This window comes from Pseudomonas sp. 18-147 (assembly GCF_051048045.1).
Taxonomy (GTDB): domain Bacteria; phylum Pseudomonadota; class Gammaproteobacteria; order Pseudomonadales; family Pseudomonadaceae; genus Pseudomonas; species Pseudomonas aeruginosa.
This window is the reverse complement of the sequence record NZ_CP182296.1, coordinates 6,190,101-6,210,396: the sequence shown is the minus strand read 5'-3', so window position 1 is coordinate 6,210,396 and position 20,296 is coordinate 6,190,101. Positions and strand designations below refer to the sequence as shown.

At 65.3% G+C, this 20,296-nt stretch carries 16 protein-coding genes and 1 other RNA gene; 11 read left to right on the top strand and 6 right to left on the bottom strand.

The genetic code is table 11. The features are described 5' to 3' along the window. The first annotated feature begins 17 nt into the window (after nucleotides 1-17). A complete protein-coding gene (ppk1, locus tag ACM0M4_RS29285) occupies nucleotides 18-2,228 on the top strand; it encodes a polyphosphate kinase 1 (RefSeq protein WP_003099209.1) in 2,211 nt (736 codons plus the stop codon). On the opposite strand, the gene ppx is transcribed toward ppk1, so the two are convergent. Further along, nucleotides 2,215-3,720, bottom strand: coding sequence for an exopolyphosphatase (gene ppx, locus ACM0M4_RS29280; RefSeq protein ID WP_003114040.1), 1,506 nt, complete (start codon nucleotides 3,718-3,720; stop codon nucleotides 2,215-2,217). The two genes, ppk1 and ppx, sit on opposite strands and share 14 nt — an antisense overlap. 198 nt (nucleotides 3,721-3,918) lie before the next feature. On the opposite strand from ppx, the gene trxA reads away from it, so the two are divergent. The 5 genes from trxA to ACM0M4_RS29255 all read left to right on the top strand — a co-directional run bounded on the left by trxA (nucleotide 3,919) and on the right by ACM0M4_RS29255 (nucleotide 10,320). Next, nucleotides 3,919-4,245: a thioredoxin TrxA gene (gene trxA, locus ACM0M4_RS29275; RefSeq protein ID WP_003096336.1), complete on the top strand. Its 327-nt coding sequence runs from the start codon at nucleotides 3,919-3,921 to the stop codon at nucleotides 4,243-4,245. A gap of 244 nt (nucleotides 4,246-4,489) precedes the next feature. Further along, complete coding sequence (rho, locus tag ACM0M4_RS29270; protein WP_003096334.1) at nucleotides 4,490-5,749, top strand: transcription termination factor Rho; 1,260 nt, start codon at nucleotides 4,490-4,492, stop codon at nucleotides 5,747-5,749. Between the two features lie 69 nt (nucleotides 5,750-5,818). Continuing rightward, nucleotides 5,819-7,807 carry an acyltransferase family protein gene (locus ACM0M4_RS29265; protein ID WP_054376188.1) on the top strand — a complete coding sequence of 663 codons (1,989 nt, stop codon included), beginning with the start codon at nucleotides 5,819-5,821 and terminating at the stop codon, nucleotides 7,805-7,807. A gap of 78 nt (nucleotides 7,808-7,885) precedes the next feature. Beyond that, entirely contained in the window at nucleotides 7,886-9,352 is a 1,467-nt protein-coding gene (gene ubiD / locus ACM0M4_RS29260; protein WP_003096332.1) for a 4-hydroxy-3-polyprenylbenzoate decarboxylase, read from the top strand. Beyond that, nucleotides 9,352-10,320 (top strand): CDP-6-deoxy-delta-3,4-glucoseen reductase, encoded by a 969-nt coding sequence (locus tag ACM0M4_RS29255; RefSeq protein WP_003096331.1) that lies wholly within the window; start codon nucleotides 9,352-9,354, stop codon nucleotides 10,318-10,320. The genes ubiD and ACM0M4_RS29255 overlap by 1 nt, the downstream gene beginning before the upstream one ends. 33 nt (nucleotides 10,321-10,353) lie before the next feature. Here ACM0M4_RS29255 and glpT read toward each other — a convergent pair whose 3' ends face one another. Then, a complete protein-coding gene (gene glpT, locus ACM0M4_RS29250) occupies nucleotides 10,354-11,703 on the bottom strand; it encodes a glycerol-3-phosphate transporter (RefSeq protein ID WP_003110671.1) in 1,350 nt (449 codons plus the stop codon). Between the two features lie 249 nt (nucleotides 11,704-11,952). After that, nucleotides 11,953-12,930: an NADPH:quinone oxidoreductase family protein gene (locus ACM0M4_RS29245; protein ID WP_003096329.1), complete on the bottom strand. Its 978-nt coding sequence runs from the start codon at nucleotides 12,928-12,930 to the stop codon at nucleotides 11,953-11,955. A gap of 154 nt (nucleotides 12,931-13,084) precedes the next feature. Here ACM0M4_RS29245 and ACM0M4_RS29240 point away from each other — a divergent pair, with 154 nt between their 5' ends. The 4 genes from ACM0M4_RS29240 to ACM0M4_RS29225 all read left to right on the top strand — a co-directional run bounded on the left by ACM0M4_RS29240 (nucleotide 13,085) and on the right by ACM0M4_RS29225 (nucleotide 18,659). Further along, nucleotides 13,085-13,504: a flagellar basal body-associated protein FliL gene (locus ACM0M4_RS29240; RefSeq protein ID WP_003096328.1), complete on the top strand. Its 420-nt coding sequence runs from the start codon at nucleotides 13,085-13,087 to the stop codon at nucleotides 13,502-13,504. A 206-nt stretch (nucleotides 13,505-13,710) separates the two neighbouring features. After that, nucleotides 13,711-14,784 carry an HlyD family secretion protein gene (locus tag ACM0M4_RS29235; RefSeq protein WP_003099200.1) on the top strand — a complete coding sequence of 358 codons (1,074 nt, stop codon included), beginning with the start codon at nucleotides 13,711-13,713 and terminating at the stop codon, nucleotides 14,782-14,784. Further along, nucleotides 14,781-17,531 carry a ribosome-associated ATPase/putative transporter RbbA gene (rbbA, locus tag ACM0M4_RS29230; protein ID WP_054376187.1) on the top strand — a complete coding sequence of 917 codons (2,751 nt, stop codon included), beginning with the start codon at nucleotides 14,781-14,783 and terminating at the stop codon, nucleotides 17,529-17,531. Before ACM0M4_RS29235 ends, rbbA begins: the two co-directional genes overlap by 4 nt. A 3-nt stretch (nucleotides 17,532-17,534) precedes the next feature. After that, nucleotides 17,535-18,659 carry an ABC transporter permease gene (locus ACM0M4_RS29225; protein WP_003099197.1) on the top strand — a complete coding sequence of 375 codons (1,125 nt, stop codon included), beginning with the start codon at nucleotides 17,535-17,537 and terminating at the stop codon, nucleotides 18,657-18,659. 9 nt (nucleotides 18,660-18,668) lie between these two features. On the opposite strand, the gene ACM0M4_RS29220 is transcribed toward ACM0M4_RS29225, so the two are convergent. Next, nucleotides 18,669-19,127: an EVE domain-containing protein gene (locus tag ACM0M4_RS29220; protein WP_003114044.1), complete on the bottom strand. Its 459-nt coding sequence runs from the start codon at nucleotides 19,125-19,127 to the stop codon at nucleotides 18,669-18,671. 184 nt (nucleotides 19,128-19,311) lie between these two features. Between ACM0M4_RS29220 and ACM0M4_RS29215 the strand changes: the two genes are divergently transcribed. Further along, a complete protein-coding gene (locus tag ACM0M4_RS29215) occupies nucleotides 19,312-19,443 on the top strand; it encodes a hypothetical protein (protein WP_003096323.1) in 132 nt (43 codons plus the stop codon). A 50-nt stretch (nucleotides 19,444-19,493) separates the two neighbouring features. Here the strand turns inward: ACM0M4_RS29215 and ACM0M4_RS29210 are convergent, their stop codons facing one another. Together ACM0M4_RS29210 and ssrS are read right to left on the bottom strand one after the other, a co-directional pair. Further along, the gene (locus ACM0M4_RS29210; RefSeq protein ID WP_003096321.1) at nucleotides 19,494-20,105 is read right to left on the bottom strand and encodes a 5-formyltetrahydrofolate cyclo-ligase; all 612 of its coding nucleotides are present in this window, start codon (nucleotides 20,103-20,105) and stop codon (nucleotides 19,494-19,496) included. Between the two features lie 9 nt (nucleotides 20,106-20,114). After that, nucleotides 20,115-20,293, bottom strand: a non-coding RNA gene (gene ssrS / locus ACM0M4_RS29205) — 6S RNA. Between the last annotated feature and the right edge of the window lie 3 nt (nucleotides 20,294-20,296).

Genomic DNA, 20,296 nt, shown 5'->3' with positions numbered 1-20,296 from the left:
CCCCCTCGGGAAGATGAATGAATACGCAGCAAGGACTTGATGAGATCGAACGTATCGCCGCCGACGAAACCGTAGTGGCGAACGTGGAAAGCGAAGCAGAAGTGAAGATGGCCGAAACGATCCCGGTGGAAACGCCACCTGCGGTGGTTCCCAGCGTGGATGACAGCAGCCTGTACATTCATCGCGAGCTCTCCCAGTTGCAGTTCAACATCCGCGTGCTGGAACAGGCGCTGGACGAGTCCTACCCGCTCCTGGAGCGGCTGAAGTTCCTCCTCATCTTCTCGAGCAACCTCGACGAGTTCTTCGAGATCCGCATCGCCGGCCTGAAGAAGCAGATCACCTTCGCCCGCGAGCAGGCCGGCGCCGACGGCCTGCTGCCGCACCAGGCACTGGCGCGGATCAGCGAGCTGGTCCACGAGCAGGTGTCGCGGCAGTACCGGATCCTCAACGAGACCCTGTTGCCGGAGCTGGCCAAGCACCAGATCCGCTTCATCCGCCGGCGTCACTGGACGCTGAAGATCAAGACCTGGGTGCGGCGCTTCTTCCGCGACGAGATCGCGCCGATCATCACCCCGATCGGCCTCGACCCGACCCACCCGTTCCCGCTGCTGGTGAACAAGAGCCTCAACTTCATCGTCGAGCTGGAGGGGATGGATGCCTTCGGCCGCGACTCCGGCCTGGCGATCATCCCGGCGCCGCGCCTGCTGCCACGGATCATCAGGCTGCCGGAAGACGTTGGCGGCGAGGGCGACAACTACGTGTTCCTGTCGTCGATGATCCACGCCCACGCCGACGACCTGTTCCCCGGCATGAAGGTGAAGGGCTGCTACCAGTTCCGCCTGACCCGCAACGCCGACCTGTCGGTGGACACCGAGGATGTCGAGGACCTGGCCCGCGCGCTGCGCGGCGAGCTGTTCTCGCGTCGCTACGGGGATGCGGTACGCCTGGAGGTGGTGGATACCTGCCCGCAGAACCTGACCAACTACCTGCTCAAGCAGTTCGGCCTGTCCGAAAGCGAGTTGTACAAGGTCAGCGGCCCGGTCAACCTGACCCGCCTGTTCAGCGTCACCGGCCTGGAAAGCCATCCGGAGCTGCAGTACCCGCCCTTCACCCCGGCGATCCCGCGTCTTTTGCAGAAGAAGGAAAACCTCTTCAACGTCCTCAGCAAGCTCGACGTGTTGCTGATGCACCCGTTCGAGTCCTTCACTCCGGTGATCGACCTGCTGCGCCAGGCCGCCAAGGATCCGAACGTGCTGGCGATCAAGCAGACCCTGTACCGCAGCGGCGCCAACTCTGAGATCGTCGACGCCCTGGTCGAGGCGGCACGCAACGGCAAGGAGGTCACCGCGGTGATCGAGCTGCGCGCCCGCTTCGACGAAGAGTCCAACCTGCAACTGGCCAGCCGCCTGCAACAGGCCGGCGCGGTAGTGATCTACGGCGTGGTCGGCTTCAAGACCCACGCCAAGATGATGCTGATCCTCCGTCGCGAGGACGGCGAACTGCGCCGCTACGCGCACCTGGGCACCGGCAACTACCATGCCGGCAACGCTCGCCTGTACACCGACTACAGCCTGCTGACCGCCGACGTGGCGCTCTGCGAGGACCTGCACAAGCTGTTCAACCAACTGATCGGGATGGGCAAGACGCTGCGCATGAAGAAGCTGTTGCATGCGCCGTTCACCCTGAAGAAGAACCTGCTGGAAATGATCAACCGCGAGGCGGCCCAGGCGGCGCTCGGCCAGCCTGCGCACATCATGGCCAAGGTCAACTCGCTGACCGATCCGAAGGTCATCCGCGCCCTGTACAAGGCCAGCCAGGCCGGGGTCAGGATCGACCTGGTGGTGCGTGGCATGTGCTGCCTGCGGCCGGGCATCCCGGGGGTCTCGCACAATATCCACGTGCGCTCGATCATCGGGCGCTTCCTCGAGCACAGCCGCATCTACTACTTCCTCAACGGCGGCGACGAGAAGCTCTATCTCTCCAGCGCCGACTGGATGGAGCGCAACCTCGACATGCGCGTCGAGACCTGCTTCCCGGTGGAAGGCAAGAAGCTGGTGCAGCGGGTCAAGAAGGAACTGGAAACGTACCTGACCGACAACACCCAGGCCTGGGTGTTGCAGGCCGACGGTAGCTACCAGCGGCTCAGTCCCACCGGTAACCAGAACCCCCGCAATACCCAGGCGACCCTGCTGGAGAAGCTGGCCGCGCCGGTGCTTACCGCACGTTGAGGCTGTAGCCGACCCGCTTGAGCCATTCGGCTTCCTGGGCGAAGTCGGCCTGGGTCAGCGGGTTGGCTTCCAGCCAGCCCTCGGGGAAGGTCACCGAAAGGCTCTTGGGCTCTGCCTTCAGACGCACCGAGGGCATTTCCTGGGTGCCGCGAATGTGGTGGAAGAGGATCGCGAAGCGCAGCACGATGCACAGGCGTACCAGCTTGTCGCCTTCCTCGGCGAACTCCGCCAGCTTGTCCGCCGGAATGTTGCGGCGGTGGCCGCGTACCAGTAGCGACAGCATCTGCTGGTCCTGGCGCGAGAAGCCAGCCAGGTCGGAGTGCTCGATCAGGTAGGCGCCGTGCTTGTGGTAGTGGTAATGGGCGATGTCCAGGCCGATCTCGTGGACCCGTGCGCCCCAGCTCAGCAGGTCGCGGTGCAGTTCGCCGTTCAGCTCCCAGGCGTCGCCGACTTCGGCAAGCACCTTGAGGGCCTTGGCCTCCACCCGCGAAGCCTGCTCCGGATCGACGTGGTAGCGCTGCATCAGCGAGCTGATGGTGCGTTCGCGCACGTCCTCGTGCTGGTGACGGCCGACCAGGTCGTAGAGAACGCCTTCGCGCAGGGCGCCCTCGGAGTGAACCATCTGTTCCAGTTCCAGCGCGTCGAAGATCGCTTCGAGAATGGCCAGTCCGGCCGGGAAGATGGTCCGGCGGTCCGGCTTGATCCCTTCCAGATCGAGCTTCTCCACGTCGCCGAGCTTGAGCACCTTGCGCTTCAGCCAGGCCAGTCCGTCCGGGCTGATCTCGCCGTTGCCGTGGCCGCCGGCCTTGATCGCCAGCGCCACTGCGCGGATGGTGCCGGAGGCGCCGACCGCCTGTTGCCAGCCGAGGCGCCGCAGGCTGTTCTCGATGCCCATCAGTTCCAGGCGTGCAGCAGTGTACGCCTGGGCGTAGCGGGCCGGGGTGATCTTGCCGTCGCGGAAGTAGCGTTGGGTGTAGCTGACGCAACCCATCTGCAGGCTTTCCCGCAGCTCGGACTCGAAACCCTGGCCGATGATGAACTCGGTGCTGCCGCCGCCGATGTCGCTGACCAGCCGGCGACCGCCGCTGTCGGGCATGCTGTTGGCGACGCCGAGGTAGATCAGGCGGGCTTCCTCGCGGCCGGAGATGACTTCCACGGGATGGCCGAGAACCTCTTCCGCACGACGGATGAAATCGCTGCGGTTGCGCGCCTCGCGCAAGGCGTTGGTCGCGACCACGCGTACGGAACCCTGGGGCATGCCGCTGATGAACTGGGCGAAGCGGCGCAGGCAGTCGAGGCCGCGCTGGGTGGCCTCTTCGCTGAGATTGCGCTCCTCGTCGAGGCCGGCGGCCAGTTGGACCTTCTCGCCCAGCCGTTCGAGGATGCGGACTTCGCCGTGGATATTGGCCTTGGCCAGACAGAGGTGGAAACTGTTGGAGCCTAGGTCCAGGGCGGCAATCAGCGGGAATGCCTCGGCAGGTTTTTGCGGCATGCTTTGCAAGTCCATTGGAAAACTGCGCCATCCTGCCACGATAGGGCGAGGGTCGCCAATGCGGCAGCCGATCAATCGGGAATCAGCCGACCAACGATAGAGACTCTCAATCGGCTGCGCCTTCCGGCGAGGGTCAAGGCGGGATATGATGGTCGGCACTTTCGCGTTTCAATTCGCGTCCGACTACGGAGAGATTTCATGAGCGAACATATCGTCAACGTTACTGATGCCAGCTTCGAGCAGGACGTGCTGAAGGCCGACGGCCCTGTGCTGGTGGACTACTGGGCCGAGTGGTGCGGTCCGTGCAAGATGATCGCGCCGGTGCTGGACGAAGTCGCCAGGGACTATCAGGGCAAGCTGAAGGTCTGCAAGCTGAACATCGACGAGAACCAGGATACCCCGCCGAAATACGGCGTGCGTGGCATCCCTACCCTGATGCTGTTCAAGGACGGCAATGTCGAGGCGACCAAGGTCGGCGCACTGTCCAAGTCGCAGCTGGCGGCCTTCCTCGACGCCAATATCTGAGCCGGGCCCAGGCCTCGCTGGAAAGCCCCGCGATTCGCGGGGCTTTTTTTTGCGTTTCTATAGACGCCACGCGGCCACGGTGTTAAATTCGGGTTCGCGACGTTTTTTCCGTCGCCTTCTGCATGCCGTCCCGGACGCACTTCCTACTCGAACTTTCTAGCGCTCCTGTCGCCCCCTTGCGACACGGCTTTCCCAAGCTCGACGCTTTCTCCAATTCCTCTTTCTGCGTACCTATCTCTTTCCTATGAATCTGACCGAACTCAAGCAAAAGCCGATTGCCGAACTGCTGGAAATGTCCGATGCCATGGGCCTGGAAAACATGGCCCGTTCGCGCAAGCAGGACATCATCTTCGCCCTGCTGAAGAAGCACGCGAAAAGTGGTGAAGAGATCTCCGGCGATGGCGTGCTGGAGATTCTTCAGGACGGCTTCGGCTTCCTGCGCTCCGCCGACTCTTCCTACCTGGCCGGCCCCGACGACATCTATGTCTCGCCGAGCCAGATCCGGCGCTTCAACCTGCGCACGGGCGACACCATCATCGGCAAGATCCGGCCGCCGAAAGAGGGCGAGCGTTACTTCGCCCTGCTCAAGGTCGACTCGATCAACTTCGATCGTCCGGAGAATGCGAAGAACAAGATTCTCTTCGAGAACCTGACGCCGCTGTTCCCCAACGAGCGGATGAAGATGGAAGCCGGCAACGGCTCCACCGAAGACCTGACCGGCCGCGTCATCGATCTCTGCGCGCCGATCGGCAAGGGCCAGCGCGGCCTGATCGTGGCGCCGCCGAAGGCGGGCAAGACCATCATGCTGCAGAACATCGCCAGCAACATCACCCGCAACAACCCCGAATGCCACCTGATCGTACTGCTGATCGACGAGCGCCCTGAGGAAGTGACCGAAATGCAGCGCACCGTGCGCGGCGAAGTGGTCGCCTCGACCTTTGACGAACCGCCGACCCGTCACGTACAGGTCGCCGAGATGGTGATCGAGAAGGCCAAGCGCCTGGTCGAGCACAAGAAGGACGTGGTCATCCTGCTCGACTCCATCACCCGTCTGGCGCGGGCCTACAACACCGTGATCCCCAGCTCCGGCAAGGTGCTCACCGGCGGTGTCGACGCCCATGCCCTGGAGAAGCCGAAGCGCTTCTTCGGCGCCGCGCGGAATATCGAAGAGGGCGGTTCTCTTACGATTCTCGCCACGGCGTTGGTGGAAACCGGCTCGAAGATGGACGAGGTGATCTACGAGGAGTTCAAGGGTACCGGCAACATGGAACTCCCATTGGATCGCAAGATCGCCGAGAAGCGCGTGTTCCCGGCCATCAACATCAACCGTTCGGGTACCCGCCGCGAAGAGCTGCTGACCAGCGAGGACGAGCTCCAGCGCATGTGGATCCTGCGCAAGATCCTGCACCCGATGGACGAGATCTCCGCGATCGAATTCCTCATCGACAAGCTCAAGCAGACCAAGACCAACGATGAGTTCTTCGATTCGATGAAACGAAAGTAGTCTTCGAGAGTACCAAACAAAGGCGCTCCGGTTGACCGGGGCGCCTTTTGCATATCTGGAGGGACGTGGATGTCGAGCCTGGCCTATCGAAGGGACATCGATGGTTTGCGAGCGTTGGCCATTCTGCCGGTGGTGTTCTACCACCTTGGCTTGGGGGGCATCACCGGCGGCTATGTGGGCGTCGATGTTTTCCTGGTCATTTCCGGCTACCTGATCACTTCGATCATCCGGCGCGAGCAGCAGGCCGGACGTTTCAGCTTCGTCGACTTCTGGGCGCGCCGGGCACGCCGCATTCTCCCCGCGCTGTTCGTGATGATGGCGGCGAGCCTGGTGATCGGCTGGTTCCTCATGGCGCCGCGCGACTACGAAGAGTTAGGGCGTTCGGTTCGCTACCAGACGATGTTCGCCTCGAACATCCTGTTCTGGAAGCAGGATGGCTATTTCGACGCCGCGTCCGAATTCAAGCCGCTATTGCATACCTGGTCATTGTCGGTGGAAGAGCAGTTCTACATTCTCTTCCCTCTACTGCTGGCCGCGGTCTCCGGGCGTCTGCTGCGCTGGCGGCTCGCCATCCTCCTCGCGGTCCTGGCGCTATCGCTGGCGGCCAGCGTCTGGGCGGTTAGCCAGCGACCTGGCAGTGCATTCTTCCTCCTGCCGATGCGCGCCTGGGAACTCCTGGCGGGTGCCGTGCTGGCGTTGCTGCCGGGCGCTAGCCGCGGTCATTCGCAGTGGTCCCTGCAACTGGCGGCCACCCTCGGCATAGCGGCGATTCTCCTGCCGGTGTTCTTCTACGACAGCGACACTCCTTTCCCCGGCCTCGCGGCGCTGCCGGCGGTGCTTGGCACCGCCCTGCTGATCTGGGCCAACGGCGCAGGCGACACCTGGGCTCGCCGCCTGCTGGGCTGGCAACCGCTGGTCTGGTTCGGTCTGATCTCCTATTCGCTGTACCTCTGGCACTGGCCGCTGTACGTCTTCGTCCAGTACCACGCACTGGAAACCCTGGGCCTGCCGGCACGCCTGGGGTTGCTGGCGGCGAGCATCGGCCTGGCGGCACTGTCGCTGTACTACGTCGAGGCACCGTTCCGCGAGCGCAAGCTGTTCGCCGTGCGCCGGCAGATGCTTGGCGCGGCGCTGTGCAGCTTGCTGCTGCTGGGAGTCGTCGGCCAGTTGGTGCGGCATTACGACGGCGTGCCGTCGCGTCTTTCCGAGGAAGCCTTGCGTTATGCCAAGGCGTCCAAGTGGCGCGATGGGCAGACCGACTGCATGTTCGACAAGAAGGCGCTCAGTCAGGAAAGCATCTGCCGCTTCCCGGCGGAACTGGCTGCCGAACGACCGCTGCTGCTCAGTTGGGGCGACAGCCATTCCGCGGCGTTGAGCCCGCTGCTGCGCGAACTGGCTGCCAGTCGCCGGGTGCCGATCTGGCAGGCTTCGCTGGCGGGCTGTCCGCCGTTGCTGGGGATGCTGGAAAAGGACAATTGCCTGCGTTTCAACCAGCAGATGCTCGAGTTCGTCGAACAGCAGCGGCCGGGCGGGGTGATCCTCGCCGGGCGCTGGGACATGTATGTCTACGGCGACTCGCAGGACGGCACCCGCAACATTCTCCGCGAGCCGGACGACACGCCGGACAGCTCGATCGCCGAGGCGCTGCTGCGGCAACGCCTGAGCGGGATGATCGAAAGGCTGAACGCGGCCGACGTACATGTCTGGCTGGTCAAGGACGTACCGCTGCTGCCATTCAAGGCACCGGCGCGGCTGGTGCGGCTGAGTCTGAGCGGGGAGGATGTCGGGCGCGCACGTTTTCCCTTCGCTGAGCACGCCGCGCGCGTCGCCTACGTGAATGCGCTGTTCGATGCGCTGGCCGAAGGCAACCCGCGGGTGAGCGTGCTCGACCCCTCCAGCGTGCTCTGCGATGGCCTGGATTGTTTCGCCGAACGTGATGGCTGGTCGCTGTACATGGATAACAACCACCTTTCGACCCAGGGGGCCCATGAACTCGGGCCTTTGTTCGAGCCGATGCTACAGAGCCTCGACGACTCGCGGATCGCCAGCCAGCAGTGACCGAATGCCGCGTTTGCCTGCTGCCGGATGGGCCGGGAGCAGGTAGGATGTGGGGTCTTGCAGTGAATGGTTAGGCCAATGACGTTCAAGGATCTCCGCGATTTCATCGCCCAGCTGGAGCAGCGCGGTGCGTTGAAGCGCATCCAGGTGCCGATTTCCCCCGTGCTCGAGATGACCGAGGTGTGCGACCGCACGTTGCGCGCCAAGGGCCCGGCATTGCTGTTCGAAAAGCCGACCGGCTTCGACATGCCGGTACTTGGCAACCTGTTCGGTACGCCGGAGCGCGTGGCGCTGGGCATGGGCGCCGAGGACGTCGGCGCGCTGCGCGAGATCGGCAAGCTGCTGGCGCAACTCAAGGAGCCCGAGCCGCCGAAGGGCCTCAAGGACGCCTGGGCCAAGCTGCCGATGTACAGGAAGGTCCTGTCCATGGCGCCGAAGGTGCTCAAGGACGCCCCCTGCCAGGAAGTGGTCGAGGAGGGCGAGGACGTCGACCTCGGCCGGCTGCCGGTCCAGACCTGCTGGCCGGGCGATGTCGGGCCGCTGATCACCTGGGGCCTGACCGTTACCCGCGGGCCGAACAAGGAACGGCAGAACCTGGGCATCTACCGCCAGCAGGTGATCGGCCGCAACAAGGTGATCATGCGCTGGCTCAGCCATCGCGGCGGCGCACTGGACTACCGCGAGTGGTGCCAGAAGCATCCGGGCCAGCCCTATCCGGTAGCCGTGGCGCTGGGCGCCGATCCGGCGACCATCCTCGGTGCGGTGACGCCGGTGCCGGACACCCTTTCCGAATACGCTTTCGCCGGCCTGTTGCGCGGGCATCGTACCGAGCTGGTCAAGTGTCGCGGGAGCGACTTGCAGGTGCCGGCCAGCGCCGAGATCGTCCTCGAAGGGGTGATCCACCCCGGCGAGATGGCCGACGAAGGTCCCTATGGCGATCACACCGGCTACTACAACGAGGTCGATCGCTTCCCGGTGTTCACCGTCGAGCGCGTCACCCGCCGGCAGAAACCGATCTACCACAGCACCTACACCGGGCGTCCGCCGGACGAGCCGGCGATCCTCGGGGTGGCGCTGAACGAAGTGTTCGTGCCGATCCTGCAGAAGCAGTTCCCGGAAATCGTCGATTTCTACCTGCCGCCGGAAGGTTGTTCCTACCGGATGGCGGTGGTGACCATGAAGAAGCAGTACCCAGGGCACGCCAAGCGCGTGATGCTCGGGGTCTGGTCGTTCCTGCGGCAGTTCATGTACACCAAGTTCGTCATCGTCACCGACGATGACATCGATGCGCGCGACTGGAACGATGTGATCTGGGCCATCACCACGCGGATGGACCCCAAGCGCGACACGGTGATGATCGACAACACGCCCATCGACTACCTCGACTTCGCCTCGCCGGTCTCCGGCCTCGGCTCGAAGATGGGGCTTGATGCCACCCACAAGTGGCCGGGCGAGACCAGCCGCGAATGGGGGCGCGCCATCGTCAAGGACGAAGCGGTGACACGGCGCATCGACGCGCTCTGGTCGAGCCTCGGGATCGACTGATGCGTATCGTCCTGCAACCGTCCGGCGCCTGCCTCGAGCTGCTGCCGGGGGAACGCATCCTCGATGGCGCCCGGCGGCTTGGCTACGACTGTCCGCAGAGCTGCCGCAACGGCAACTGCCATATCTGCGCGGCGCTGCTGGTGGAGGGGCGGGTACGCCAGAACGGCGAGGTACGCGATCATGGCGAACTCTTCACCTGCCTCGCCGAGCCGCTGGAAGACTGCGTGCTGCATTGGGACGGGGTGCTGGCGCCGGGTGAACTGCCTCTGCGCAAGCTGACCTGCCAGTTGAGCTTCTGCGAAGAGGTCGGCGGCGACGTCTACCGGGTCGGCCTGCGCGCGCCGGCCGGCAAGCCGCCACGCTATCACGCCGGGCAGTACCTGTTGCTGGAGCGTGACGGCGGCGACAGCGCGGCGTTTTCCCTGGCCTCCGCGCCGCATGCGGGACGCGACCTTGAGTTGCACATCCTGGCCAAGGAAGACAGTGCCGTCGCGCTGATCGCGCAGTTGCAGCGCGAGCGCCTGGCACGGATCCAGCTGCCGTTCGGCGACGCGCACCTGGCGGAACTGCCCGACGGTCCGCTGGTGCTGATCGCTGCGGGAACCGGCATGTCTCAGATGCACAGCCTGATCGAGCACTGCCGCGCCGCCGGCTTCGCCCATCCTGTACATCTCTACTGGGGCGTTCGGCGTCCGGAGGATTTCTACCGACTGCCGCACTGGACGGAGTGGGAAGGCCTGCCGAACCTGTTCCTGCACCGGGTGGTCAGCGACCTCTGTGGCTGGGAGGGGCGTTGCGGCTTGCTGCACGAGGCGGTGCGCGAGGATTTCGCCGACCTGTCGAGCCTGCATGTGTATGCCAGCGGCTCGCCGGCGATGGTCTACGCGACCCTGGATGCCCTGGTCGAAGCAGGGATGGACGCGCACCAGATGCGCGCCGACGTGTTCGCCTACGCGCCGCGGGACTGAACGCGGCTCCGGCCTGGCGCCGGAGCCGCCGCGTCATCCGCCGGCTTGCTGCGGCGCGGCCTGGACCGCGGGTTTGCGCAGGGTCAGGCAGAGGAACAGGATGGCCAGCAGGCAGGCGCCGATCAGCAGCTTGAAGCCACCGTCCCAGCCGAAGTGGTCCACCGTGTAGCCGACCAGGGCGTTGGCTGCCACCGAGCCGCCGAGGTAGCCGAACAGACCGGTGAAGCCGGCGGCGGTGCCGGCCGCTTTCTTCGGCGCCAGCTCCAGGGCCTGCAAGCCGATCAGCATCACCGGGCCGTAGATCAGGAAGCCGATCATGATCAGCGCGGCCATGTCGATCGCCGGGTTGCCGGCCGGGTTCAGCCAGTAGATCAGGGTGCCGACGGTCACCAGGATCATGAACACCACGCCGGTGGCGCCGCGATTGCCCTTGAACAGCTTGTCCGACAGCCAGCCGCAGAGCAGGGTGCCGGGAATCCCCGCCCATTCGTAGAAGAAGTACGCCCAGGACGACTTGTCGACGTTGAAGTGCTTGGCCTCCTTGAGGTAGGTCGGCGCCCAGTCGAGCACACCGTAGCGCAGCAGGTAGACGAACACGTTGGCCAGGGCGATGTACCAGAGCAGCTTGTTGCGCAGCACGTAGGTGACGAAGATCTCCTTGGTCGACAGCTCGCGCTCGTGGTGTTCGTCGTAGCCTTCGGGGTAGTCGTCCTTATGCTTCTCGATCGGCGGCAGGCCGCAGGATTGCGGGGTGTCGCGCATGGCGAAATAGGCGAACACGGCTACGCCCACGGCGACGATGGCCGGCACGTAGAAGGCCGAGCGCCAGTCGCCGAACAGCGCCAGGCCGAGCAGGAACAGCGGGCCGATCAGGCCGCCGCCGACATTGTGGGCGACGTTCCACACCGAGACCACGCTGCCGCGCTCCTTCTGCGACCACCAGTGGACCATGGTCCGTCCGCTCGGCGGCCAGCCCATGCCCTGGGCCCAGCCGTTAATGAAGAGCAGGACGAACATGATGGCGACGCTGGAGGTAGCCCAGTGCGCGAATCCGAAAATGAACATCACCGCCGCCGACACCAACAGGCCGAACGGCAGGAAGACCCGTGGGTTGGAACGGTCCGAGACCAGGCCCATGATGAATTTCGACAGGCCGTAGGCGATGGCGATGGCCGACATCGCGACGCCCAGCTGGCCGCGACTGTAGCCGTCCTCGATGAGGTAGGGCATGGCCAGGGAGAAGTTCTTGCGCAGCAGGTAGTAACCCGCGTAGCCGATGAAGATACCGGCGAAGATCTGCCAGCGCAGGCGCCGGTAGGTGCTGTCCACCTCGGCATCGGGCAGTGGCGCCTGGTGTGGCGCGGGACGAAAGATTCCGAACATCGCGAGCTCCGCTTGTTGTTGTGTCGCGCCTTTTTACGCGGTTGCGAACACTACATTTTTCGTAAATGAAAAAATAGCGGAAATGTTACAGGTTGAGTGCATTGGTCGGAAATAAGAAAGCCCCGGTCGGAAACCGGGGCCTTCATAGGGGAAAAACATCTGACAGCGTGGGCCTCGGCCGGTGTATCGCTCCGGCCCGCCATGCCTTTCTCCGCAGGGGCGGGAGGCAATACTCGCCGCCTTCGTGGCTCAGCGAACCTCCACCACCACCTTGCCGACCGCCTTGCGCTGGCCGAGGGCGTCGATGGCGTCACCGGCCCGTTCCAGCGGGAAGCGCTGCGACACCAGCGGTTTCAGCTTGCCTTCGGCGTGCCAGGCGAACAACTGGCGGAAGTTGTCAGCGTTGTCCTGCGGCTGGCGTTGGGCGAACGATCCCCAGAACACGCCGACCAGCGAGGCGCCCTTGAGCAGGGTCAGGTTGGCCGGCAGCGAAGGGATGCTGCCGCTGGCGAAGCCGACCACCAGCATCCGTCCGTTCCAGGCGATGCTGCGGAAGGCCTCCTCGAACAGTTCGCCGCCCACCGGATCGTAGATCACATCGACGCCCTGGCCGCCGGTCAAGGCCTTGAGCTGCTCGCGCAGGCTACCTTCGCTGTAGTTGATCAGTTCGTCGGCGCCGGCGGCCTTGGCCACGGCGAGCTTGTCGGGGGTACTGGCGGCAGCGATCACCCGGGCGCCCATGGCCTTGCCGATCTCCACGGCAGCCAGCCCGACCCCGCCGGAAGCGCCGAGCACCAGCAGGGTCTCGCCGGGTTGCAGGTTGGCGCGCTGTTTCAGGGCGTGCATCGAGGTGCCGTAGGTCATGCCGAAGGCGGCGGCGCTGGCGAAGTCCATGCCTTCGGGAATCGGCATCACGTTATAGCCGGGCACCTTGACCTGCTCGGCGAAGCTGCCCCAGCCGGTCAGGGCCATGACCCGGTCGCCGGGCCTGACGTGGGCGACCTTTTCACCGACCGCGGCGACCACCCCGGCCGCCTCGCCGCCCGGGGAGAAGGGGAAGGGTGGCTTGAACTGGTACTTGCCCTCGATGATCAGGGTGTCTGGGAAGTTGACCCCGGCGGCGTGCACATCGAGGAGGATTTCGTTCTTCGCCGGGCTCGGGCTGGCGATTTCTTCCAGGACCAGGCTGCTGGCCGGGCCGAAGGCTTTGCAGAGGACGGCTTTCATCGGGGACGCTCCAGTTTGCGGTCCGGCCAGTGTAGGAGGGAGACGCCGGGGGTCAATCAGCATCGCCGCAACTGATGGTTGTCCATAAACCCCGGGCTTGGGCCCGGCCGAGAGTCTGGCTATGCTTGCCGGCATTCGTCGAGGAGATGCGCCCGTGAGAACCCCCATTGCCCTGTCGCTGGCCCTGTGCCTGAGTCTGTTCCCGTCGTTCGCCTCGGCCGAGGAGGCCGCGCCGGAAGGCGAGGGCGCGAACAAGCCGGTCTACGTCGACCTGACCCCGGCGCTGGTCGGCAACTACGGCAGCGGGCCGCGCCTGCAGTACTACAAGGCCGACATCGCCCTGCAGGTGGCCGACAAGGACGCGGCGACCAAGGTCGAGCATCACGAGCCCTTGATCCGCAACCAGTTGATCATGCTGTTCGCCCAGCAGACCGACCAGAGCCTGGGTACGGTCGAGGCCAAGGAAAGCCTGCGCCAGGAGGCGCTGAAGCAGGTCCAGCAGACCCTCGAGCAGGAAGAGGGCAAGCCGCTGGTGACCGACCTGCTGTTCAACAACCTCATCGTCCAGCCCTGAGGTCAACTATCCGTTCTGTCCCGCGCTCCCGGATGCGAGGCACCGGCGATTCTGCTTTCCTGTGAGATTCGGTCGGGCGCGTCTGACGTGCATCAACACCCGCGCGCCGCCCTGGAGGGACAATCGAGCCAGTGAAGTCCGCGGCGGCCGCGCTTTCCAGCGTGAGCGCCATCGCCGCGGCCTGGCCGGACGTGCGAGGAGAAGGGATGAAACAGGAAAGCAAACGGTGGCTGAGCCGTGCCTTGATCGTGGCGGCGCTGCTCGGCGTAGGCGTGCTGGTCTGGCAGGTATCGCGACCGACCGGCCTGGGCGAGGGATTCGCCAGCGGCAACGGACGCATCGAGGCCACCGAGGTGGACGTGGCGGCCAAGCTTCCCGGGCGGGTCGCCGAGATCAAGGTCGACGAGGGCGACTTCGTCAAGGCCGGCGAAATCGTCGCGCGGATGGATACCCAGGTGCTCGAGGCGCAGTTGGCCCAGGCCCAGGCCCAGGTGCGCCAGGCGGAGAACGCCAAGCTCACCGCGACCTCGCTGGTGGCCCAGCGCGAGAGCGAGAAGAGCACCGCCCAGGCCGTGGTGGCGCAGCGCCAGGCAGAGCTGACAGCGGCGCAGAAGCGCTTCACCCGTACCGAGGCGCTGGTCAAGCGCAATGCCCTGCCGCAACAGCAACTCGACGACGATCGGGCGACCCTGCAGAGCGCCCAGGCGGCGTTGTCCGCGGCACGCTCGCAAGTGATTTCGGCGCAGGCGGCGATCGAGGCCGGGCGTTCCCAGGTAATCGAGGCGCAGTCGGCCATCGAGGCGGCCAAGGCCAGCGTCGCCCGGCTCCAGGCGGATATCGACGACAGCCTGCTCAAGGCGCCGCGCAACGGCCGCGTGCAGTACCGCGTGGCACAGCCGGGGGAAGTGCTGCCGGCCGGTGGCAAGCTCCTCAACATGGTCGACCTGGCCGACGTCTACATGACTTTCTTCCTGCCATCCATGCAGGCCGGCAGGGTCGGACTGGGCCAGGAAGTGCGCTTGGTGATCGACGCGGTGCCGGACTACGTGATCCCGGCCAAGGTTTCCTATGTCGCCAGTGTCGCCCAGTTCACCCCGAAAACGGTGGAAACCGCCAACGAGCGGGAGAAGCTGATGTTCCGGGTCAAGGCGCGGCTCGATCCGGCGCTGCTGGAAAAATACATCACCTACGTCAAGACCGGCGTGCCCGGAATGGCCTACCTGCGACTGGACCCTGAGGTCGAGTGGCCGGCCAACCTGCAGATCAAGGTTCCGCAATGACCGCTGGCGGGAGCGGCGTGGCGAGCCTCCGGGGCGTTTCGCTGCGCTACGGCGAGACGCGTGCGGTTGACGACGTCAGCCTGGATATCCCGGCCAACCGCATGGTCGGCCTGATCGGTCCGGACGGGGTCGGCAAGTCCAGCCTGCTGGCGCTGCTGGCCGGCGCACGGAAGATGCAGGATGGCGAGATCCGCGTGCTAGATGGCGACATGCGCGACCGCCGCCACCGCCGGGCGGTCTGCCCGCGCATCGCCTACATGCCCCAGGGGCTGGGCAAGAACCTCTACCCGACGCTCTCGGTGTTCGAGAACGTCGACTTCTTCGGTCGGCTGTTCGGCCACGACAAGGCCGAGCGCGAGCGGCGCATCGCCGATCTGCTGCAAAGCACCGGATTGGCGCCGTTCGCCGAGCGTCCTGCGGGCAAGCTGTCCGGCGGCATGAAGCAGAAGCTCGGGCTGTGCTGCGCGCTGATCCACGATCCCGACCTGCTGATCCTCGACGAGCCGACCACCGGCGTCGACCCGCTGTCGCGCAACCAGTTCTGGGAGCTGATCGGCCGTATCCGCGCGGGCCGCGAAGGCATGAGCGTGCTGGTCGCCACCGCCTACATGGAGGAAGCCGAGCGCTTCGACTGGCTGGTGGCGATGGATGACGGAAAGGTCCTGGCCACCGGTACGCCGCAGGAGCTGCGCGAGCGTACCGGGACGCAGAGCCTCGAGTCGGCGTTCATCGCCCTGCTGCCGGAAAGCAAGCGCGCCGGCCACCATCGATTGGTGATCCCGCCGCGACCGCAGAGCGAAGGCGCGCCGCGGATCGCCATCGAGGCCGAGGGCCTGACCTGTCGTTTCGGCGACTTCGTCGCGGTCGATCACGTCAGCTTCCGTATCGAGCGTGGGGAAATCTTCGGCTTTCTCGGCTCCAACGGCTGCGGCAAGTCCACCACCATGAAGATGCTCACCGGCCTGCTGCCGGCCAGCGAAGGCACGTGCGCGCTGTTCGGCCAGCCGGTGGACGCCAGCGACATGGCGACCCGTCGCCGGGTCGGCTACATGTCCCAGGCCTTTTCCCTGTATGCCGAGCTGAGCGTGCGGCAGAACCTGGTGTTGCACGCCCGGCTGTTCCACCTGCCGGCGGATGGCATCCCGGCACGGGTCGGCGAAATGCTCCGGCGCTTCGACCTGGAGAAGGTGGCCGACGAGCTGCCCAACGACCTGCCGCTGGGCATTCGCCAGCGTCTGTCGCTGGCGGTGGCGGTGATCCACAAGCCGGAAGTCCTGATCCTCGACGAGCCCACTTCGGGGGTCGACCCGGTGGCTCGCGACGGCTTCTGGGAGCTGATGGTCGAGCTGTCGCGCCGCGACGGGGTGACCATCTTCATTTCCACCCACTTCATGAACGAGGCTCAGCGCTGCGATCGCATCTCGCTGATGCATGCCGGCAAGGTACTGGCCAGCGATACTCCCGATGAGCTGGTGCGCCAGCGTGGTCTGCCGACCCTGGAAGCGACCTTCATCGCTTACCTGGAGGAAGCCGCGGGTGCCGCCGCGCCAGCGCAACCGGCCGAGGCGCCGGCCGTCGCGGAGCAGCCCGGCGATGGCCAGGAGCGCCAGGCGCAACGCGAACGCTTCAGCCCCCTGCGGCTGTTCAGCTATGCGCGCCGCGAAGCCATGGAGCTGCGCCGCGACCCGATCCGCCTGACCCTGGCCCTGCTCGGCACCGCGCTGCTGATGTTCATCATCGGCTATGGCATCAACATGGACGTCGAGGACCTCTCCTGGGCGGTCCTCGACCGTGACCAGACCACCACCAGCCAGGCCTACGCGCTGAACATCGCCGGCTCGCGCTATTTCGTCGAACATGCGCCGATCACCGACCCGGACGACCTCGACCGGCGCCTGCGCAGCGGCGAGCTGAGCCTGGCGGTGGAGATTCCGCCGAACTTCGGGCGCGATCTCAAGCGTGGCTCCGATCCGGCCATCGGCGTGTGGATCGACGGAGCGATGCCGACCCGTGCCAACACCGTGCTCGGCTACGTGCAGGGTCTGCACACCAGCTACCTGGCGGACCTCTCGCGGCAGGCGGGTGGGGCCGAGGCCAGCGCGGCGGCCAGCACCGAGGTGCGCTATCGCTACAACCCCGACGTGGAAAGCCTGAAGGCGATGGTGCCGGCGGTGATCCCGCTGCTGCTGATCATGATCCCGGCCATGCTCACCGCCCTCGGCGTGGTGCGCGAAAAGGAACTGGGTTCGATCACCAACCTCTATGTCACCCCGGTGACGCGCCTGGAGTTCCTGGTCGGCAAGCAGCTGCCCTACGTCGCCATGGGCATGATCAACTTCCTGCTGATGCTGGTCCTGGCCATCGTGGTATTTCGCGTGCCGCTCAAGGGCAGCTTCCTGGCGTTGACCATCGGCGCTTTCCTCTATGTGGTCACCAGCACTGGCCTAGGGCTGTTCCTCTCGACGTTCATGCGCAGCCAGATCGCCGCTGTATTCGGCGTGGCGATCGCCACCATGATCCCGGCGATCCAGTTCTCCGGGCTGATCCACCCGGTGTCCTCGCTGGAGGGTGCGGCGGCCTGGATCGGCAAGCTCTATCCGACCTCGCATTTCCTGGTGGTCAGCCGCGGCGCCTTTTCCAAATCGCTGGGCCTGTCCGATCTCTGGGCCTACTACCTGCCGCTTGCCGCTTCCATCGTGGTGCTGACCCTGCTCAGCGTGGCCTGCCTGAAGAAGCAGGAGGACTGAGCGATGCGCAGCCTGGCCAACATCTTCAACCTGGGCATCAAGGAGTTCCGCAGTCTCGGCCGCGACTACGCGATGCTGGCACTGATCGTCTGGGCCTTCACCCTGGGCGTCTACAGTTCCGCCACCGGTATTCCGGAAACCTTGCATCACGCGCCGATCGCGGTGGTCGACGAGGACCGCTCGCAGCTCTCGTCGCGTATCGTCAATGCCTTCCAGCCCCCATACTTCCGGCCGCCGGAAATGATCGGACATGCCGAGATGGATCGCGGCATGGACGTCGGCCTGTATACCTTCACCCTCGATATCCCGCCGGACTTCCAGCGCGACGTGCTCGCCGGGCGCAAGCCCTCGATCCAGGTCAACGTCGACGCGACCCAGACCGGGCAGGCCTTCTCTGGCGCGGGCTACATCCAGAACATCGTCGCCACCGAGGTGCGCGAATTCGTCAGCCGCTACCGCGCGGAGCCGAGCATGCCGGCGCAGATCGAGGTGCGCATGGAATTCAACCCGAACCTGACCCAGGCCTGGTTCGGTGGGGTGATGGAAGTGATCAACCAGATCACCATGCTGTCGATCATCCTCACCGGCGCCGCGCTGATCCGCGAGCGCGAGCACGGCACCGTCGAGCACCTGCTGGTGATGCCGCTGTCGGCCTTCGAGATCATGATGGCCAAGGTCTGGTCGATGGGGCTGGTGGTGCTGGTGGCGGCGGGGCTCTCGTTGCAGTGGGTGGTGCGTGGCTGGCTGGACGTGCCGATCAGCGGCTCGGTGGGACTGTTCCTGCTCGGCGCCGGATTGCATCTGTTCGCCACCACCTCCATGGGCATATTCCTCGGCACGGTGGCGCGTTCGATGCCGCAGCTCGGACTGTTGACCATCCTCGTGCTGCTGCCGCTGAACATCCTTTCGGGCGGCACCACGCCACGGGAAAGCATGCCGGAACTGGTGCAGAACATCATGCTGGCGGCGCCGACCACGCATTTCGTCAGCCTGGCCCAGGCGATCCTGTTCCGCGGCGCCGGTTTCGACATCGTCTGGCCGCAGTTCGCCGGTATCGTGGTGATCGGTTCGGCGTTCTTCTTCGGCGCGCTCTGGCGTTTCCGCCGGACCATCTCGCAGATGGCCTGAGCGATGGCTTCAGCGTTTCGCCAGCGGCAGGATCGCCTGCCATTCCTCGGCGCTGACCGGCATTACCGAGAGGCGGCTGCCCTTCTGCACCAGGGCGAGGTTGGCCAGGGCGTCCTGGGCCTTCAGCCGGGCCAGTGGAACGACCTCGGCGAAGGCTTCGACGAAGCTGACGTCGCGGGCGCTCCAGGGGTTCTTCCCGGCGCTGGCCTTGGGGTCGTGGTAGGGGCTGGCGGGATCCAGGGCCGTGGGATCGGGGTAGGCTTCGCCTTCGATGCGAGCGATACCGGCGATGCCGGGCTGCGGGCAACTGGAGTGGTAGAAGAAGAACAGGTCGCCGGGGTTCATGCTGCGGATGAAGTTGCGCGCCTGATAGTTGCGCACGCCATCCCAGCGGGCGGTTCCGAGGCGTTGCAGGTCGCGGATCGAGAGTTCGTCCGGCTCGGATTTCATCAGCCAGTAGGCAGGCATGAACTTTGCTCCTCTTTCGTAGATATACGTAGGAAACGTCTGCGCGTGACCACCGGTCGCCGGTGTAATTGCGTATGACTTCAGCTTATCGGAAAATGCCGTTTTTCAGCGGGGCAGGGTGCTCAGGCGATAAGATAATCGCAAGGACCGGCCTCGAAAATTGCCTGGAAGGGGGAGGCAATCGATGAAGCGCAAGCCAGACTTGCTGTGGGTTTTGGTCATCATCTTCGGACTTGGGGTCGTCACCACCGGTTATACCCAGAGCCTCTGGGAACGACAGGCCAGTACGCCCGCCCAGGTGACGCAACAGCCGTAAGACTCGCCGGGTATCGCATGGAACGCGGTACCCAGGGTTCTCCCTCCTTCCTAGCGTTTCCCTGCCACGTACCAGCCCGCATCGGTCACCGTTCCCGCCAGGGGAATGTCCCAGCTGGCCAGCGCCAGTCGATCCACCTTCTGACATTCATGGGCCAGGCCGATCAGCGTCGGTTTGTGACCATTTTTGCGCCTCGCCAGGTAGGCCAGGCTGCGGTCGTAGAAGCCGCCGCCCATGCCCAGGCGCCCGCCCTGTTCGTCGAACCCCACCAGCGGCAGCAGTACCAGGTCCAGCGCCCAGGCCTTGCGCTGGCGGCCGGCGTCGGCCAGCGGTTCGCTGATGCGGAAGCGGTTGCGGGTCCAGCGTTCGCCGCTGCCGACCCGCTGGAACACCATGCGCGTCCGCGGCCAGGGCGCCAGCACCGGCAGGTAGGTGGCCTTGCCGCGCTTCTGCGCCGCACGCAGCAGCGGACGCGGGTCGATCTCGCCGTCGTTGGGCAGGTACAGGGCGATATGGCGGGCACGGCGAAAAAGGGGATGCTGCGCCAGTTGTCGATAGAGGGCGCGGGCGGCGAGGCGTTGCTGCAGGGGGGAGAGCGCGCGGCGCGCCTGGCGGAGCTTGCGGCGCAGGGCCGGGCGGCTGAGGTCTTGCGATTCGATCATGTGGAAAGGTAGCTCCCCGGTCGTGCCGCTGTCGGGTTAGCCCTTGAACCCGAAAGTTCAAGGTGGCGGTTGCAGTAGACCTTAAGGCTTTCCGTCGTGCGGACATGCACACCGGTCCAACTGGCAACCTCCGTTGTTGCAGTTATCGGCTCAGGGACATCACCGACTGGCCAACACACCAGGGAGCGGAG